Genomic DNA, 16,851 nt, shown 5'->3' on the forward strand with positions numbered 1-16,851 from the left:
CGAGTTTGAGTCCCGCTGCCTGCGGAATGACGAGGGCGACACGTGCTGTGGCGGCAGATCCGGGGGGATTGTGGGATGCGCACACGTCGCCTGCTGCTCGTGGCCGTCGTCGTACTCGCCCTGTTCGTCGTCGGGAAATCCGTCATGGCGAGCCAACCAGCCGGCGGGGGCGACTCCCACGACGCGGCCCGGCCGGCGACCCCCGGCCCGCAGCTCGCCCGGAGCGGAGTCATTAAGCCGGCCGTTCCAGTTGTGGCGGACACCGGCGCGGCGAAGGCTGCTCCGGATCCGCCTTCGCCCTCGGCGGATCCGCAGACGCAGAAGTATCGCCGCACACATTCCGGCGACGCCGACGACGAAGGACGGCAGAAGGGGTCGACCCCGACTGCCGTTGCACGACCGGTCACGAGGCCGGACGTGTCCGACGAACTCGGCCCTCCGCTTCCGGGGCCCCCCGGGCTGCCTGTGCGCACGGTGTCCCGGCCGGTAGGTGAACATCGTGGCGAGGGCCCGCGAGGTCCGGACAGGCTGTCGGTCTTTCGTAACACGACGGTTCCCGTCACCACGGGCCGAACCGGTGCCGCCTCCGAGCCCAGCACGGACCAGTCCGGACGGAACATCTTCGCCACCGGCAACTACCACGCGGAGTTCTCCCGGGACAGCGGAGCGACGTGGACCGGCCTGGACCCGTTCACGTTGTTCGGTCCGGGTTTCTGCTGCGACCAGGTCACCGCCTACGACCCCGGGCGCAACCGTCAGTACTGGATTCTGCAGTACCTTCCGAGCCTGCTCGGTGGGCCCGGCTTCGACCACCTGACGCTGGCCAACTCCGCGGGCGGCGACTTCGTCCACTGGTGCCCGTACGTCATCACCCCGAGAACCTTCGGACGGCCGAAGGACGAGAGCTTCGACTTCAACGACCTGGTAGTCGGAACCCGTTACCTCTATCTGACCTCGCGCTTCATCCGGGTGCAGGACCGTGGCTACACGGTGGTGCCGCTCGCGATGGTGGCCCGGATATCGCTGAACGACCTGGCCAGGTGCCGGCCCGCCCACTACGACGTGGTCCTGCGGACCGATCTGCGGCTGCCGCGGGTGGCGCAGGGCATCACCGATGTCGCCTACGCCGCATCGACCAGCCCGGCCGTCGGTCAGGGGCGGAACCTGCGCATGCTCGTCTGGCCCGAGAACACCCGTGTCGTGCGGACCGTGGACCGGCGGGTGCCGCCGTACATCCACATCTCACCGGCGAGCGGCGCCGTCGACCCGAACTGTGCGAGCGAGGACGGCAAGGTCAACAACTGGTGCGAGTTCGTCGACAGCGACGTGCTCGGCGCCGCCCGCGGCAACGGATATCTGTGGTTCTCCTGGAGTGCTCGGCAGTACGGCGCCAGGCGTCCGTTCCCCTACACGAGGATCACCAAGCTTCGCGAGTCCGATCTTCGCGTGCTCGACAACCGTGACGTCTACAGCAAGGACGTCGCTCACGTGTATGCCTCGCTCGCACCGGACGGCCGTGGCCACGTCGGCCTGGTCGACAGCTTCGGAGGCGGTACCGGCAGACGTCATGTCTTCCCCGGCGGGATGGTCGGGGTCTTCGACGACCTCAGCCCGAGAATCCCTTCGGTGAACTATTTCCTCCGCGGTCACGGCGGCGGGTGCACGTTCGAGGAGGGCTCGTCGTCGGGCCGCTGGGGCGACTACCTCTCCATCCGCGGCTGGCCCACGGGCGACGGTGTGTGGAACGCCACGACGTACGTACGCGACGACAACTCACCGAACTTCTGCCCTGATCGCCGCGCACGTGTGACCATCAAGAACGTCGCCTTCGGCCGCGAACGCGACCGCGGCAACTACGAGCGGTTCGCCAACTCCTGATTGACACCCGCACGGGCCGGGCCGCACAGAACCGCTGGTGCGGCCCCGGCCGTGGGGTGTGAGCTGGCCTGGGAAGAACTTCGGTCAGGTCAGCTTGCGGTAGTCGGTGGGCGACCAGCCGAGCATCGCCTCGATCCGGACCATGCCCGACTGCTCCAGCAGGGTGACCGGGTTGGCGCCGTCGAACCGGTAGAGGCCGGTGCCGGCGTCGCGGAACCGTGCGTACGACTGGTCGGCGTACCACTGCATCGCCTGGCGGTACGCGGGGTCCGGCCGAAGCGTGGACAGCTGCAGCAGGTTGGCGAAGAAGATCGCGTGGAAGCGGGCCGGCTGGGTGAAGTAGCGCTCGTTCTCGGCGTAGAACGCGAGCGCCTTCGTGGCGGTGTCGGCGGCCTGGTCGAGGTAGGCGCGGTTGCCGGTCGCGCGGTAGAGCAGGGCACCGGCACCGATCATGACGCCCTGGTTGTAGGACCACTGCGTCTTCTGGATGTTGCCGGCGAGGTCGACGTGGTCCCAGTACAGGCCGTTCGGGGCCAGCATGTAGGTGCGTGTCCAGTCGTACATCCGGGTGGACCACTCGAGGTAGCGCGGCTGCTTGGTGGCGAGGTAGAGGTGCAGGCCGACCTCGGCGCCGGGAGCGTTGGAGACGGTGTTGCGGTCCTGGCTCCAGGGCGCCTGGGTCCAGAACACCCCGCCGGGGCACGGGTGCGTCGGGTCGTCGTCCCAGCCGAACACCACCAGGTCGAAGATCTGAGCCGCGCGGCGCAGCGAGGGCGCGTGCCCGCCGGCCGTCATCAGGTGCCGCTGCAGGTCGGCCAGGCCGATCCACTCGTTGTCGTCGTAGAACTTGTCACCGCCCTGGCCGAGCGGCGGGCGCAGGTAGGAGTCGTAGCCGGGCGGGTCGGTCTGGTCGTTCCAGTACTTCTCCACCGCGGCGAACCGGTCCCGCACGTCGGCGGCGTACCGGGCGCCCACTCCCGGAAGGCCGGCCATGTCCTGGGTCGCCACCATCGCCTGGGAGAACGGCCAGACGTAGGAGTACGCGTTGCCGCCCGCGTGCGGGTACTCCTCCAGGTAGAGCGAGTTCGTGGGGTCGTAGAAGTACTTCTGCAGGGCGGTGTAGCTGGCCTGGGCGCGCCGGGCGTACCGGCTCAGGGTCGCCGTCGAAATCGTGTCGGCGTACGCAGGGGTGGACACCGCGCCGACCGCCGCGGTCGTGGCCGCGGCCACTCCGCCGAGCAGGACGGCCCGTCGCGACGGGGCGCTGAAATGCTGGGTCACGGGAAACCTCCGAGTCGATGTGCCGCCTGGCACGGGACTCAAAGTGCACCGGATATACCAACAAGTCAACGGCTGCTTTCGTCCGTATGCGGTCATCGCTGCTCTGCCACCAATCCCCTTGTGTGGTGGAGGATTGTGACCGAACGGGCACCGGATCGGATTGGTATGTCGGTGGCCCACAAATGGTATGTGAACGAAGTCTGGAGAGCCGGTGCCCGAGCACTTCCTGTACGAGCGCCTCTACGACTTCGTGCTGGAGGAGATCGCCGAGAGCCGGCTGCGTCCCGGCGACCGGGTGCCGTCGGAGACCGAGCTGGCCGAGCGGTTCGGCGTCAGCCGGATCACCTCCAAGCGGGCGCTGCGGATGCTCGCCGACGCCGGCGTGGTCGAACGTCAGCGCGGCAGGGGGTCGTTCGTGTCCGTCGACGCGCGAGGTGTGAAGGCCGTACGCGTGGCGGAGACCCCGGCGGCGCCGGCCGTTCGTGAACGCGCCGGAGGAACGGGATGCCTGGCGCTGCTGCTGCCCGACGCGTCCGAGACGTACGGCCTGGACCTGATGTGTGCCATCGAGGAGCGCGCCGCCGAGCACGGTTACCACCTCGTCGTACGGCGAACCCGCGACAGCCAGCAGGTCGAGGAGGAGGCGATCCGCGCGCTCGGCGGCGGCACCGTGGACGGAATGCTCGTCTTCCCGGTGCACGGGGAGTTCTACAACGCGAGTCTCGTCCGGCTCGTCCTGGACGGCTCCCCGCTGGTGCTGGTGGACCGCTACCTGCCCGGCATCCCGGCGTGCGCGGTGTGCACCGACAACGCGGCCGCGTGCCGGGTGCTGACGGAGTACGTCCTGGACCGGGGGCACACCGAGGTCGCGTTCGTGTCGCCACCGGTCGAGAACACCACCAGCATCGAGGAACGCATCCAGGGTTACCGATCCGCGTTGCGCGAGCGCGGTGTCCCGGCCGCCGGCGAGCGCTGTTTCACCGGCCTGCAGAGCACCCTGCCCGAGCCCGGCTCGGACAGCGAGGCGGGCTCGGACCGGGCCGCGATCCGCGCGTTCCTCGACCGCGAACCGGCCGTCACGGGGTTCGTCGTCTGTGAGTACAACCTCGCGGTCCTGTTGCGGGAGGTGCTGGCGGAGGTGGGCCGGTGGGATCCGGCCCGCTACCTGGTCGCCTGTTTCGACTCGCCCTGGTCGCGGGCGGCCGCGGCCTCGTTCCCGCACATCAGGCAGGGCCAGCAGGAGATGGGGCGGCGAGCCGTCGACCTCCTGGTCGCCCAGCTGAACGGTGAGGACGTTCCCCGCCGCTCCACCGTCCCGTTCGAGCTCGTGGTTCCATAACGGCCTGGGCCGAATCTGTACACATCGCTTGAAGTCCGGTGTGACAACCCGGAGCATCGATTCGTCACCAACGCTTCCCTGGGGGAGAACGGATGCACGACGAACGCTCCACGCACCCTGACCGGCGGACCCTGCTGAAGGCGATGGGGGCGGGCGCGCTCGCCGCCACCGCGCCGATCGCCGGAGCCGTCCCGGCCGCGGCCGCCACCGCCACCGGCGCGACACCGGTGAGCCGGACGGCGACGGGGGCGGCCGGTACGGCACCCGCGATCACCCCGGACGAACTCGCCCATCTGCCGCTGGTCGGTGGCAGGGAGTTCCCGATCGGCCTGTGGTGGCCGCCGCCTCCGCTGCAGACCACGCTCCCGCGCTACCGGGAGATCAAGGACGCGGGATTCACCTACACCCACAGCAACAACTACCTCTGGGCCGACGCCTACATCCAGAAGTACGCGATGAGCATCGCCGACCAGGTGGGTCTCACTGTCGTCGTCGACGACCCGACCGTGCGGTGGATGCGCAACGACTTCCGCATCTCCACCGAGGGTGGCGACTTCACGCTCACCCCGGAGCAGGCGAAGACGAAGCTGAAGCAGGTGCTGGACACCTACCGTCCGCGCAGCTTCTGGGAGATCCGGGACGGCGGCTGCTGCAGAACGGCGGCACCGGCAACGGCAGCACAGGGCTGTCCCGCGACGGTGCGGACTGGACGGACTACACGTTCGCGTTCGACGTCGCGCCCCGGCAGACCGGTGGCGGCGGGAAGTACGCCCAGGCAGGGTGGGCGTTCCGCGCGCGGGACGAGGGCAACGCCTACGTCTGGCTGTTGTCCAACTCCGGCTACACCACACCGGCAGCACCCGGCTACCTGGTCAAGGTGCTGTTCGTGAACGGCAGCCCTGCCTGGGTTCGCCCCGTACCACTCACGTTCGCGGTCACCGACGGCACGTGGTACCACGTGGAGACGAAGGTCGCCGGCGGCACCATCACGACCTCGATCAACGGCACCGTGGTCGACACCACGACCGACGCCACGTACGCCCGCGGCCGGGTCGGCTTCCGCGAGGCCGGTCCGGAGTCGGCGCTGTTCGACAACGTGAAGGTCACCACTGCCGATGGCAAGGTGGTGTTGACAGACGACTTCTCCGGCAACCTCGAAGCCTGGAAAGCGCCGAACGCGGGCGGCTCACCGGCGTTCGCCGGACTCGACATCTACGACGAGCCCTCGCCGGACAGGTTCGAGACCCTCGCCCACCTGGTGCGGATCATGAGGGAGCTCGACCCGAACGCCCTTCCGTACATCAACCTGCTGCCCTCCAACGACCAGAACTACGTGCGGCAGTTCGTCGATGTCGTCAAGCCGGTGTTGCTCTCCTACGACCGCTACCCGCTGATGGCCGACGGCACCGACGACCCGGGCTACTTCCTCAACTGGAAGATCGTCCGCGAGGAGGGCCTGCGGGCCGGTCTGCCGACGTGGATCTTCATCCAGACCGGCGCGTACGGCAACCGCCGTCAGCCCACCGCGGCCGAGTTGCTGTGGCAGGTCAACGTCAGCCTCGCCTACGGCGCGAAGGGCATCCAGTACTTCACCTACTGGACGCCGGACCCGGCACGCGGCGAGGGCTTCCAGCCGGCGCTGATCACCGTCGACGGCAAGCGCACCGACCGGTACGACGCGGCGAAGAACATCAACGTGTACTGGCTCGCCCCGGTCGGGCGCGAGCTCAAGCCGCTGGTGTCGGAGTCGGTGACCCACGCCCACGACGACCCGCTGCCGGCCGGCGCGACCGCGTGGACGCCGGACGAGGTGGTGACGTCGGTGACCGGCGACGCGGTTGTCCTGGGGAGGTTCGTCGACGCCGAGCGGTCCGGCACCCGCTGGCTGCTGATCGCCAACCGTTCGCACTCCGAGCGGTGTGTGAGCCAGGTCGAGCTCGACCCGGCGACGGTTGGGAAGGTCGCGAGGTTCGACCCCAGGACCGGGACGTACGTCAGCCAGGATCGGCTGCGGCTGACCGCGAACCTGGACGCCGGCGCGGCGGTTCTCTACCGGCTCCAGCCCGCTGCCCGGTAACCAGCGCTCAGGCTTCGTGGAAGGGGAGCACGCCGGTGCGTTCGTGCCAGTGCCGCCCGGCCCGCAGGTGAGCGACGTAGGCGCGCTGCAGGGTGGAGTCCTGCGGGAGTTCGGCGAGCAGGTCGGCGGTGATCTCTTTCCCGGGCGCGGAGCGTTCGAAGACGTAGCCGAGCACCACGTGGTCGGCGTCGCCCACATCGGTCGCGGGGAGGAACGGCAACAGGTCGAACCGTTGCTGGAAGCGCACGATGTTCGAGGCCTCGGGGAGGTACTCGGCCAGCTGCGGGTCGAGCAGCCAGGACCGGCAGGTGAAGAACGCCACCGGCTCCTCGGGGAAGTAGCGCCCGAAGAACTCCCGGGCCTGCGCCATCGACCGGTCACACTCGTCGGCGTCCAGCCGCCCGGTGGCCGGGATGTGCACCGCGACGGCGTACCCGCAGGCGCCGTTGCCGAACGACACCGCCCCGCGGTTGAAGTCCAGCCGACCGAAGGAGAACTGCGCCCCACGCAGGTGGACCTGCGGCGTCCACGTGCCGAACAGGCTCAGCCCACTGTGCCCGGTGAAGGTGCGATGCGCTCGCATGCCCTGGCCGACACCCAGGCTCGCCCAGCTCACCTCCTCGGGGATGCCGCGTTCGGCGTGGTAGGCAAGCACCTTCGGCAGCGCGGCGAGATACAGCCAGACGTACAGGTGCGCACCGACCGGTCCGGTGCTCGCGGGCAGGGCCGGCCACCCGGACAGGCCCTCGATCGGCAGGCACTCGCCGAGGACCGACACCTGGTGGCGGTACATCCGGTCGAGCACCCACCACAGGGCCCGGTGCCGCTCCGGGTCGGGGCGGGCCGCCAAGGTGTCCGCCCGGTCGCGCGGGTCGGCGCCGAGCCGGGTCAGCAGGCGGTCGGCGGTCTCGTCGTCGGGCAGCACCGGGCCGCCGGCACCGGGCAGCGAGCCCGCGTGTTCGGACAGCCACCGGACCGCCTCCGGGGACAGGCCGAGTTCGTCCCGCACGGTGGCGAGGTCCGGGCTGATGACCGGTGTCGAGGTCACGTGTCCTCCCTTGGTCCGGGGTAGGCGGCCTGGTGGTACGTCGGGCAGTGCGCCCGGCGTGCCGGACACGCTACCGTGCCAGGGAGTCCAGCGAAATTCTCGGCGTACGCCGAGAACGCATTGCGGCGTGCCCCTCGGGCAGTGAGGGAGAAACCCTTGCCGGACAAGGCGAAAGTGCTTCTCGACCCGCACTTCCGGACGATGACGGAGATCTTCTCCGCCGCCGACCGCGAGCGCCTGCACGACACCGCCGAGGTGGTGTGGGGGCGCGACGACCCGATGCCGCCCGAGGACGCCCGCGAGGCGCTGGCCGAGGCGACGGCGGTGGTGTGTTCGGAGTGGCGTTACGGGCCGCTGCCCGACGACACTCCCGACCTGCGCGCGGTGATCAGTGTGTCCGGCGCGTTCCCGAACCAGCTGGACTACCAGGCCTGCCGGGAGCGGGGGATCCGCGTACTGTCCGCGGCGCCGGCGTTCGGGCGGCAGGTGGCCGAGCTGGCGCTGGGCCTCGCGCTCGCGTCCTGCCGGGAGATCGCCGCCGGAGACGCCGCGATGCGGGCCGGTGAGGAGCGGTGGCTGCACGCCGGCAACGCGTCCACGTTCATGCTGTACGACCAGCCGGTCGGGTTCGTCGGGTACGGCGCGCTCGCGCGGAGTTTGCAGCCGTTGCTGGCGCCCTTCGGCGTACGGATCAGTGTGTACGACCCGTGGCTGGGCGACGGGTTCCTGCGACGTCAGGGCGTGCGGCCGGTGTCCTTGCCGGAGTTGCTGGAGACGTCGCGGTTCGTCTTCGTGCTGGCCGCGCCGAGCAGTGAGAACCACGCCCTGCTGTCGCGGGAGCTGCTCGAACGCGTGCGGCCGGACGCCGTCGTGGTGCTGGTCAGCCGGGCGCACGTGGTCGACTTCGACGCGCTGACCGAGTTCGTGCTGGCGGGGCGGTTCCGCGCGGCCGTCGACGTGTTCCCGGACGAGCCGCTCGCGGCCGCCCACCCGATCCGCGGGGCGCGCGGGGCGGTGCTGTCCGCGCACCGCGCCGGGTCGGTCCGCGAGGGCATGTGGGACATCGGGCAGATGGTGGTCGACGACCTGGAGGCGATCGTCGCCGGCCTGCCGCCACGCCGGCTGCTGGCCGCGGAGCCCGAGCTCGTCGGCCGGGTGGTCAGGCCCTGAGCACCGGCCATGAACGCCGGCCATGAGCGCCGGCCACGGCCCGAAGCCGGGTCAGGGCCGGAAGCGGTAGCCCCGGCCGGGTTCGGTGATCAGGTGCCGCGGCGCGGCCGGCTGGCGTTCGAGCTTGCGCCGCAGCTGCGCCATGTAGACGCGGAGGTAGTTGGTCTCGGTGGCGTACTCCGGACCCCACACCTCCTGCAGCAGCTGGCGCTGGCCGATCAGCCGGTCGGGGGCGCGCACCAGCGTCTCCAGCAGGTGCCACTCGGTCGGGGTGAGGCGTACCTCCTGGCCGTCGCGGATCACCCGCTTGGCGGCCAGGTCCACGGTGAACGCCTCGGTCGTCACCACCGGCTCCCCGTCCGGTGCGGGCTGCCCCCGGCGGACCGCGGCCCGCAGCCGGGCCAGCAGCTCGTCCATGCCGAATGGTTTCGTCACGTAGTCGTCGGCGCCGGCGTCCAGCGCGGCGACCTTCTCGGTGGAGGAGTGCCGCGCGGACAGGACGAGGATCGGCACCTGCGTCCAGCCGCGCAGGCCGCGGATCACGTCGACGCCGTCCATGTCCGGCAGGCCGAGGTCGAGGACGACCAGCTGCGGGTGACGCCGGGCCGCGACGTCCAGCGCCGCGCGACCCTCGGCCACCACGTCCACGTCGTACTCCCGCGCCCGCAGGTTGATCGCGAGCGCGCGCGCCAGCTGGGGGTCGTCCTCGACGACCAGCAGCCGAACCTTGGCGCTGCTCACGGTGCCGTCCTGTCGTTCCTGTCGGCGTCGGCGGCGTCTTCTGTGGCCCTGGCGCAGGCGGGCAGGGTCAGCACCATCGTGAGCCCGCCGGCCGGGGTGTCCTCCGCGTACAGCGTGCCACCGTTGGCCTCGGCGAACCCGCGCGCCACCGCCAGCCCCAGCCCGACACCGGTGCCGGCGGGTGCGTCACCGAGCCGCTGGAAGGGTTCGAAGATGTGGTCCTTGGCCTCGTCGGGTACGCCGGGCCCGCGGTCGGCTACCCGGATCTCCACCTGGCCGCGCAGGGCGCTGGCGGTCAGCAGGACGGGCTCCCCGGTCGGGTTGTGGCGTACGGCGTTCTCGACGATGTTGGCGACCGCGCGCTCGACCAGCCCGGTGTCCACCCGTACGGCCGGAAGGTCCTCCGGCAAGGCCACCTTGACAGAGTACCGTGGTACGCCGATCAGCGCGGCCGGGACCACCTCGTCCAGGCTCACGTCGCGCAGCATCGGGCGGACCGCCTCTGCCTGGATCCGGCTCATGTCGAGCAGGTTCGCGACCAGCCGGTCCAGCCGGTCGGCGGACTCCTCGATGCCGGCGAGGAGCTCGGCCTGGTCCTCCTCCGACAGTTCGACGTCGGTCTGGCGCAGGCTGCTCACCGCGGCCTTCACCGCCGCCAGCGGGGTACGCAGGTCGTGGGAGACGGCGGCGAGCAGCGCGGTCCGGATCCGGTTGCCCTCGGCCAGCTTGCCGGCCCGGCCGGCCTGTTCGGAAAGGCGCCGGCGTTCCAGGACGACGGCGAGGTACTCGGCGAACGCCTCCAGCACCCGGCGGTCCGAGGCAGGCAGCACCCGCCCGGTCAGGGCCAGCACCAGCGAGTCGGTCACCGCCGCGTCCGCGTCCGCCTGCCCCGGGTCGCGGGCGGGTTCGCTGCCCACGCTGCCCAGCACCTTCCACTGGTCGTCGGCGCCGACTGTGCTGTCGGCGCCGTCAGCGCCATCGGCGGGCCCGCGTTCGAGCAGTGCGGCCGAGGTCATCCCGAACGTCTCCCGCGCCTGCCCCAGCAGGGATTCCAGCGCGTCCGAGCCCCGCAACGCGTTGCCGGCAAGGGTGGACAGCGTCGCCGCCTCGGCCCTGGCCCGGACCGCCTGACTCGCCCGCCGGGCGGCCAGGTCCACGACGATCGCGACCGCGACCGCGATGACCACGAAGATGACCAGCGCGACGACGTTCTGCGTCTCGTTGATGGTGAGGGTGTGCAGCGGCGGGGTGAAGAAGTAGTTCAGCAGCAGCGACCCCATCACCGCCGCCACCGCCGCGGGCGCGATCCCGCCGACAAGGGCGTTGGCCACCGCGAGGGCGAGGAAGCACAGCACCTCGATGGTCAACGTGTGCGCGTCCCGGGTCGCAGCCAGCAGCAGGGTCAGCACCGGCGGCCCGACCAGCGCCAGGATCCAGCTGCCGACGATCCGCCGCCTGCTCAGTGGCGTACGCGGCGTCTGCAACCGGCCCTTGCCGATCTGCTCGTGGGTGACCAGGTGGACGTCGATGTCGCCCGACCTCGGGGTCAGCAACGTCGCCACGTCGGGCCGGAACAGGTGCTGGAAACGGTTACGTCTGCTGCTGCCGAGCACGAGCTGGGTGGCGTTCACTCCGGAGGCGAAGTCGAGCAGCGCGGTGGGCACGTCGTCGCCGACCACCTGGTGGTACGTGCCGCCCAGGCTCTCCACCAGGGTGCGCAGCCGGCCGAGAGTCTGTGGTGACGCGGCGGCCAGGCCGTCGCCGGTGACGACGTGCACGGCGAGCAGCTCGCCGCCGGCGCCGCGCGCGGCGATCCGCGCCGCCCGCCGGAGCACCGTCTCACCCTCGGGCCCACCGGTGAGCGCGACCACGACGCGTTCGCGGGCCGGCCACGCGGCGGTGATGTCGTGCGCGGCGCGGTAGCGGGACAGCCCCTCGTCCACCCGGTCGGCCAGCCACAGCAGCGCGAGCTCCCGCAGCGCGGTGAGGTTGCCGGCGCGGAAGTAGTTGGCGAGGGCCGCGTCGATCTTCTCCGGCGGGTAGACGTTGCCGTGCGCGAGGCGGCGGCGCAGCGATTCCGGTGCCATGTCCCGCAGCTCGATCTGGTCCGCGCGCCGGACCACCTCGTCCGGGATCGTCTCCCGCTGCTTCACTCCGGTGATCGCCTCGACCACGTCGTTGAGGGACTCCAGGTGCTGGATGTTGACCGTGGTGATCACGTCGATGCCCGCGTCCAGCAGTTCCTCGACGTCCTGCCAGCGCTTGGCGTTGCGGGAGCCGGGGACGTTGGTGTGCGCGATCTCGTCCACCAGCACCTGCTCGGGCCGGCGGTGGAGGATCGCGTCCACGTCCATCTCGGTGAACGTCCCGCCGCGGTACTCGACCGTGCGCCGCGGCACGACCTCCAGCCCGGCGACGAGCTGCTCGGTCAGGATCCGCCCGTGGCACTCGACGTAGCCGACCACCACGTCCGTGCCACGGTCGGCACGCCGGTGTCCCTCACCGAGCATGGCGTACGTCTTGCCCACCCCGGGCGCCGCGCCGAGGTAGACCCTGAACTTTCCCCGCGCCATCGGCTACCGCGTTGCCTGCTGGTCGTGCTGGACGAGCGCACGCAAGGCGAGGTTGACGCCCACCACGTTGACGCCGGGTTCGCCGAGGAAGCCCAGCGAGGGCCGATCGGTGTTCTGGTCCACCAGCTTGTGCACCTGGCTCGGCGTGAGCCCGTTGGCGCGGGCCACCCGGTCCAGCTGGATTCGTGCGTACGCCGGGGAGATGTGCGGGTCGAGGCCGCTGGCACTGGCGGTCACCGCGTCCGGGGGCACCGCCGAGAGGGCGACGCCGTTCTCCTTCGCCACCTGGGCCCTGCGTTCGCGGACCAGCTTCACCAGCGCGGGGTTGGTGGGGCCGAGGTTGGAGCCGTAGCTGTTCATCGCGTCGTACGGAGTGTCCCCGGTGGCCGACGGGCGGGAGTGGAACCAGCGCGGTCCGGTGAACTCCTGCCCGATCAGGCGGGAGCCGACGACCTGGCCGTCGCGGTGGACGAGCGAGCCGGCCGCCTGGTCGCGGAAACCGACCTGTCCGACACCCCACACGGCCAGCGGATAGAGCACGCCGGTGATCACGGTCAGCACGAGCAGCGCCCGAAGTGCGGGGCCCAACTGACGGATGGTTGCGTCCACGGGGTCACCCAATCCCTGGTATGAGTGAGATGAGCATGTCGATCGCCTTGATCCCGATGAACGGCACCACGATTCCGCCGAGGCCGTAGACCCACAGGTTACGACGCAACATGGCCGAGGCGGAGGTGGGCCGGTAGCGCACACCCCGCAGCGCCAGCGGGATCAGGACCACGATGATCAGCGCGTTGAAGATCACCGCCGAGAGGATCGCGGACTCCGGGGTGGACAGGCCCATGATGTTGAGCGCCTGCAGGCCCGGGTAGACCGCGGCGAACATCGCCGGGATGATCGCGAAGTACTTCGCCACGTCGTTGGCGATGGAGAACGTCGTCAGCGCACCCCGGGTGATCAGCAGCTGCTTGCCGATCTCGACGATCTCGATGAGCTTGGTCGGGTTGGAGTCGAGGTCGACCATGTTGCCGGCCTCCTTGGCGGCCGGCGTACCCGTGTTCATCGCCACCCCGACGTCCGCCGCGGCCAGCGCGGGCGCGTCGTTGGTGCCGTCGCCGGTCATCGCGACGAGCTTGCCGCCCTCCTGCTCGCGGCGGATCAGCGCCATCTTGTCCTCGGGCGTGGCCTCGGCGAGGAAGTCGTCCACGCCTGCTTCCGCAGCGATCGCCCTGGCGGTGAGCGGGTTGTCGCCGGTGATCATCACCGTACGGATTCCCATCGCGCGCAGGTCGTCGAAGCGCTCGCGCAAGCCCGCCTTGACGACATCCTTGAGGTGGACGACACCGAGGACGCGGGTACGGGTGTTGTCGCCGGTGCAGTCATCGCCGTTCGGACGGCGTTCGGCGACCAGCAGTGGCGTACCGCCCTGCAGGGCGATCTCGTCCACCGCCTCCGCAGTGTCCGGAGGGATCGCGCCGCCCTCCTGCTGCACCCACCGGAGTACGGCGCTGGCAGCACCCTTGCGGATCTGGTGGCCGTCGGGCTCGTCGACTCCGGACATCCGGGTCTCGGCGGTGAACGGCAGCACCGTTGCCCCACTGAGTTCCCGGCCGCGCAGCCCGAACCGTTCCTTGGCCAGTACGACGACCGACCTGCCCTCGGGTGTCTCGTCCGCGAGGCTGGCGAGCTGGGCGGCGTTGGCGAGCTCGTCCCGCCCGGCGCCGCCGACCGGCACGAAGTCGACGGCCTGCCGGGCGCCCAGGGTGATCGTGCCGGTCTTGTCCAACAAGAGCGTGGACACGTCACCCGCGGCCTCGACCGCCCGTCCGGACATCGCCAGCACGTTGCGCTGGACCAGCCGGTCCATGCCGGCGATGCCGATCGCGCTGAGCAGCGCACCGATCGTGGTGGGGATCAGGCAGACCAGCAGGGCGACCAGCACCAGGATCGACTGCTGCTGGCCCGAGTAGCCGGCCATCGGCTGCAGCGTCACGACCGCGAGCAGGAAGATGATCGTCAGGCTGGCAAGGAGGATCGTCAGCGCCACCTCGTTCGGCGTCTTCTGCCGGTCCGCGCCCTCGACCAGTGCGATCATCCGGTCGATGAACGTCTCGCCGGGCTCGCTGGTGATCCGGACCATGATGCGGTCCGACAGCACCTTCGTGCCACCGGTGACGGCGCTGCGGTCGCCGCCGGACTCGCGGATCACCGGCGCGGACTCACCGGTGATGGCCGACTCGTCCACGCTGGCGATGCCGTCGATCACCTCGCCGTCGCCGGGGATCACGTCGCCGGCCTCACACACGACCAGGTCGCCGACGTGCAGGGACGTGCCGGGTACGCGTTCCTCGGTCGTCCGGTCGGCTCCGAGCCTGCGGGCAAGGGTTTCCGTACGCGCCCGTCGGAGCGTGTCGGCCTGGGCCTTGCCACGCCCCTCGGCGACGGCCTCGGCGAGATTGGCGAACAGCACGGTGAGCCACAGCCAGCCGACGATCAGCCAGCCGAAAAGGCTGGAGTCGAAGATCGTCAGCACGGTGCTCAGCACGGCGCCCACCTCGACGACGAACATCACCGGCGACCTGACCATCGTGCGCGGGTCGAGCTTGGCGAACGCCTGCGGCAGCGACCTCAGCAACTGTGCGGGGTCGAACGCGCCACCGGCGACGCGCTGGTGCTCACCGGAGCGATCGTCAAGGCGTGCTTGCGGGTGCGCGGCCGCCGTGTCGTGGGGGTGGTTGGAGTCGTGGGTGTCGTGGGTGGAGATGCTCATGACAGGCCTTCCGCAAGCGGGCCGAGGGCAAGGGCGGGGAAGAAGGTCAGGCCGGTGACGATCAGGGTGACGCCGGTGAGCAGGCCGACGAACAACGGCGAGTTGGTCCGCAGCGTTCCGGCCGACTCGGGCACCGGCTTCTGCCGGGCCAGCGAGCCTGCCAGCGCCAGCACGAACACGATCGGGACGAACCGGCCGAACAACATGCACAGCCCGAGGGCGACGTCGTAGAACGGTGTGCCCGCGGTGAGTCCCGCGAACGCCGAACCGTTGTTGTTCGACGCGGAGGCGAACGCGTACAACACCTCCGACAATCCGTGCGCGCCCGGGTTGAGGATCGACGAGCGGCCGGTGTTCAGCGCCAGCGCGAGTCCGGTGCCGATCAGGACGCACAACGGGGTGGCCAGGATGTAGAGCGCGACCAGCTTCATCTCCCGGGCGCGGATCTTCTTGCCGAGGTACTCAGGCGTACGCCCGACCATCAGTCCGGCGACGAACACCGACATGACCGCCAGCACCAGCAACCCGTACAGCCCGGAACCGACGCCGCCGGGGGCGACCTCGCCGAGCACCATGGACAGGATGGTGATCCCGCCGCCGAACGCGGTGAAGGAGTCGTGCATGGAGTTGACCGAGCCGGTCGACGTCAGGGTCGTCGACACCGCGAACACCGGTGAGGACGAGACACCGAACCTGGTCTCCTTGCCCTCCATCGCACCGCCCGCGAGCTGCAGCGCCGCACCCGGGTGGGCGAACTCCGCGGCATAGCAGGCGACGACGAAGCCGAGCCAGATCAGGCCCATCACCGCGACGAGCGTGTAACCCTGCCTGAGGTTTCCGACCATCCGGCCGAACGTCGCCGGCAGCGAGAACGGAATCACCGTGAGCAGGAAGATGATCAGCAGGTTGGTGAAGCCGGTCGGGTTCTCGAACGGGTGCGCGGAGTTGGCGTTGAACGGCCCGCCGCCGTTGGTGCCGAGGTCCTTGATCGCTTCCTGGGAGGCGACCGCGCCGCCCGGCAGGTGCTGGGCCGACCCGGCGAGGGTGTGCACGGTCGTCGGGTCGCCGAAGTTCTGGATCACCCCCCCGGCCAGCAGGATGATCGCGGCGACGAACGCGATCGGCAGCAGGATCCGCAGGGTGCCGCGGACGAGGTCGACCCAGAAGTTGCCGAGGTCACCCGTACTCCGTCGGACGAGCCCGCGAATCAGCGCGACGGCCACCGCCATGCCGACGGCCGCGGATGCGAAGTTCTGCACGGTGAGGCCGGCCATCTGGGTGAGGTAGCTCATCGTGGACTCACCGGAGTACCACTGCCAGTTGGTGTTGGTGACGAACGAGATCGCGGTGTTGAACGCGCCGTCCGGCGGCACCGGCTTCATGCCCACCGACAGCGGAAGCCAGGCCTGCAGCCGCTGCATCGCGTACAGGAAAAGCACGGAGACGAAGGAGAACGCCAGCACGCTCGCGGCGTACCCCGTCCACCGCTGGTCGGTGTCGGGGTCGATCCGCATCGCGCGGTAGACGAGGCGTTCGACCTTCAGGTGACGGTCGCTCTGGTAGACCCGCGCCATGTAGTCGCCGAGCGGGCGGTGCACGACGGCGTACGCGGCAACGAGCGTCGCCACGAGGAGGACGGCGGTGAGGCCCGGTGACATCTAGAACTTCTCCGGTTTCACGAGGGCGAGCAGGAGATAGACGATCAGCGCGACCGCAAGAACCAGGCCGACGAGGTTCGCGACGTTCACAGCTTCGCCGCCGCCTTGAGGACGCCGACGACAACGCAGAACGCGATGATCGTCAGGCCGACGAACAACAGGTCACTCACGGGGTGCCTCTCGTTGCCGATCTTTCGACGGGTGACCGGACGACCCGAAACCCACTCAAGTGGACGGTCGTCCTCCGTCGACTGGTCCTTAACGGCGTCCATACGGGATCGCGGCCGATCTTGACGCGTTCTTGACGGCCCTCGTG

The 16,851-nt window shown here is 70.2% G+C and carries 14 protein-coding genes; 5 read left to right on the plus strand and 9 right to left on the minus strand.

What is annotated here, in order from left to right; genetic code table 11:
* Positions 1–75: 75 nt before the first annotated feature.
* A complete protein-coding gene (locus FHR37_RS28415; protein ID WP_092886594.1) occupies positions 76–1,878 on the plus strand; it encodes a hypothetical protein in 1,803 nt (600 codons plus the stop codon).
* Positions 1,879–1,962: 84 nt separating this feature from the next.
* Here FHR37_RS28415 and FHR37_RS28420 read toward each other — a convergent pair whose 3' ends face one another.
* On the minus strand, positions 1,963–3,159 hold the full coding sequence (locus FHR37_RS28420) for a glycoside hydrolase family 76 protein (RefSeq protein ID WP_237768994.1): 1,197 nt from the start codon (positions 3,157–3,159) through the stop codon (positions 1,963–1,965).
* Positions 3,160–3,370: 211 nt separating this feature from the next.
* Here FHR37_RS28420 and FHR37_RS28425 point away from each other — a divergent pair, with 211 nt between their 5' ends.
* The 3 genes from FHR37_RS28425 to FHR37_RS28435 all read left to right on the plus strand — a co-directional run bounded on the left by FHR37_RS28425 (position 3,371) and on the right by FHR37_RS28435 (position 6,575).
* A complete protein-coding gene (locus tag FHR37_RS28425) occupies positions 3,371–4,498 on the plus strand; it encodes a GntR family transcriptional regulator (RefSeq protein ID WP_092886590.1) in 1,128 nt (375 codons plus the stop codon).
* Between the two features lie 92 nt (positions 4,499–4,590).
* Positions 4,591–5,388 carry a hypothetical protein gene (locus FHR37_RS28430; protein ID WP_092886588.1) on the plus strand — a complete coding sequence of 266 codons (798 nt, stop codon included), beginning with the start codon at positions 4,591–4,593 and terminating at the stop codon, positions 5,386–5,388.
* Entirely contained in the window at positions 5,325–6,575 is a 1,251-nt protein-coding gene (locus FHR37_RS28435) for a hypothetical protein (protein ID WP_092886586.1), read from the plus strand. Before FHR37_RS28430 ends, FHR37_RS28435 begins: the two co-directional genes overlap by 64 nt.
* A 7-nt stretch (positions 6,576–6,582) precedes the next feature.
* Here FHR37_RS28435 and FHR37_RS28440 read toward each other — a convergent pair whose 3' ends face one another.
* The gene (locus FHR37_RS28440) at positions 6,583–7,623 is read right to left on the minus strand and encodes an acyltransferase domain-containing protein (protein WP_092886584.1); all 1,041 of its coding nucleotides are present in this window, start codon (positions 7,621–7,623) and stop codon (positions 6,583–6,585) included.
* Between the two features lie 156 nt (positions 7,624–7,779).
* On the opposite strand from FHR37_RS28440, the gene FHR37_RS28445 reads away from it, so the two are divergent.
* Entirely contained in the window at positions 7,780–8,793 is a 1,014-nt protein-coding gene (locus tag FHR37_RS28445) for an NAD(P)-dependent oxidoreductase (RefSeq protein WP_139239109.1), read from the plus strand.
* Between the two features lie 51 nt (positions 8,794–8,844).
* On the opposite strand, the gene FHR37_RS28450 is transcribed toward FHR37_RS28445, so the two are convergent.
* The 7 genes from FHR37_RS28450 to FHR37_RS28480 are packed head-to-tail and all read right to left on the minus strand — an operon-like array spanning position 8,845 to position 16,807.
* Positions 8,845–9,534 carry a response regulator gene (locus tag FHR37_RS28450; protein WP_092886580.1) on the minus strand — a complete coding sequence of 230 codons (690 nt, stop codon included), beginning with the start codon at positions 9,532–9,534 and terminating at the stop codon, positions 8,845–8,847.
* Positions 9,531–12,107: a sensor histidine kinase gene (locus tag FHR37_RS28455; protein ID WP_092886578.1), complete on the minus strand. Its 2,577-nt coding sequence runs from the start codon at positions 12,105–12,107 to the stop codon at positions 9,531–9,533. The genes FHR37_RS28450 and FHR37_RS28455 overlap by 4 nt, the downstream gene beginning before the upstream one ends.
* A gap of 3 nt (positions 12,108–12,110) precedes the next feature.
* Positions 12,111–12,716: a potassium-transporting ATPase subunit KdpC gene (gene kdpC / locus FHR37_RS28460; protein WP_237768993.1), complete on the minus strand. Its 606-nt coding sequence runs from the start codon at positions 12,714–12,716 to the stop codon at positions 12,111–12,113.
* Positions 12,717–12,720: 4 nt separating this feature from the next.
* Positions 12,721–14,877 carry a potassium-transporting ATPase subunit KdpB gene (gene kdpB / locus FHR37_RS28465; RefSeq protein ID WP_092886574.1) on the minus strand — a complete coding sequence of 719 codons (2,157 nt, stop codon included), beginning with the start codon at positions 14,875–14,877 and terminating at the stop codon, positions 12,721–12,723.
* Entirely contained in the window at positions 14,874–16,535 is a 1,662-nt protein-coding gene (gene kdpA, locus FHR37_RS28470; protein WP_092886572.1) for a potassium-transporting ATPase subunit KdpA, read from the minus strand. Before kdpA ends, kdpB begins: the two co-directional genes overlap by 4 nt.
* The gene (kdpF, locus tag FHR37_RS28475; protein ID WP_139239108.1) at positions 16,536–16,625 is read right to left on the minus strand and encodes a K(+)-transporting ATPase subunit F; all 90 of its coding nucleotides are present in this window, start codon (positions 16,623–16,625) and stop codon (positions 16,536–16,538) included.
* A complete protein-coding gene (locus FHR37_RS28480; protein WP_139239107.1) occupies positions 16,622–16,807 on the minus strand; it encodes a hypothetical protein in 186 nt (61 codons plus the stop codon). The genes kdpF and FHR37_RS28480 overlap by 4 nt, the downstream gene beginning before the upstream one ends.
* Positions 16,808–16,851: the final 44 nt, after the last annotated feature.

This window comes from Actinopolymorpha cephalotaxi, from assembly GCF_013408535.1.
GTDB lineage: Bacteria > Actinomycetota > Actinomycetes > Propionibacteriales > Actinopolymorphaceae > Actinopolymorpha > Actinopolymorpha cephalotaxi.

Coding starts and splice junctions, on each gene's coding strand:
- kdpA (WP_092886572.1), bottom strand. CDS start 16,535: ATGTCACCGGGCCTCACCGCCGTCCTCCTCGTGGCGACGCTCGTTGCC.
- kdpB (WP_092886574.1), bottom strand. CDS start 14,877: ATGAGCATCTCCACCCACGACACCCACGACTCCAACCACCCCCACGAC.
- FHR37_RS28430 (WP_092886588.1), top strand. CDS start 4,591: ATGCACGACGAACGCTCCACGCACCCTGACCGGCGGACCCTGCTGAAG.
- FHR37_RS28415 (WP_092886594.1), top strand. CDS start 76: ATGCGCACACGTCGCCTGCTGCTCGTGGCCGTCGTCGTACTCGCCCTG.
- FHR37_RS28455 (WP_092886578.1), bottom strand. CDS start 12,107: ATGGCGCGGGGAAAGTTCAGGGTCTACCTCGGCGCGGCGCCCGGGGTG.
- FHR37_RS28480 (WP_139239107.1), bottom strand. CDS start 16,807: ATGGACGCCGTTAAGGACCAGTCGACGGAGGACGACCGTCCACTTGAG.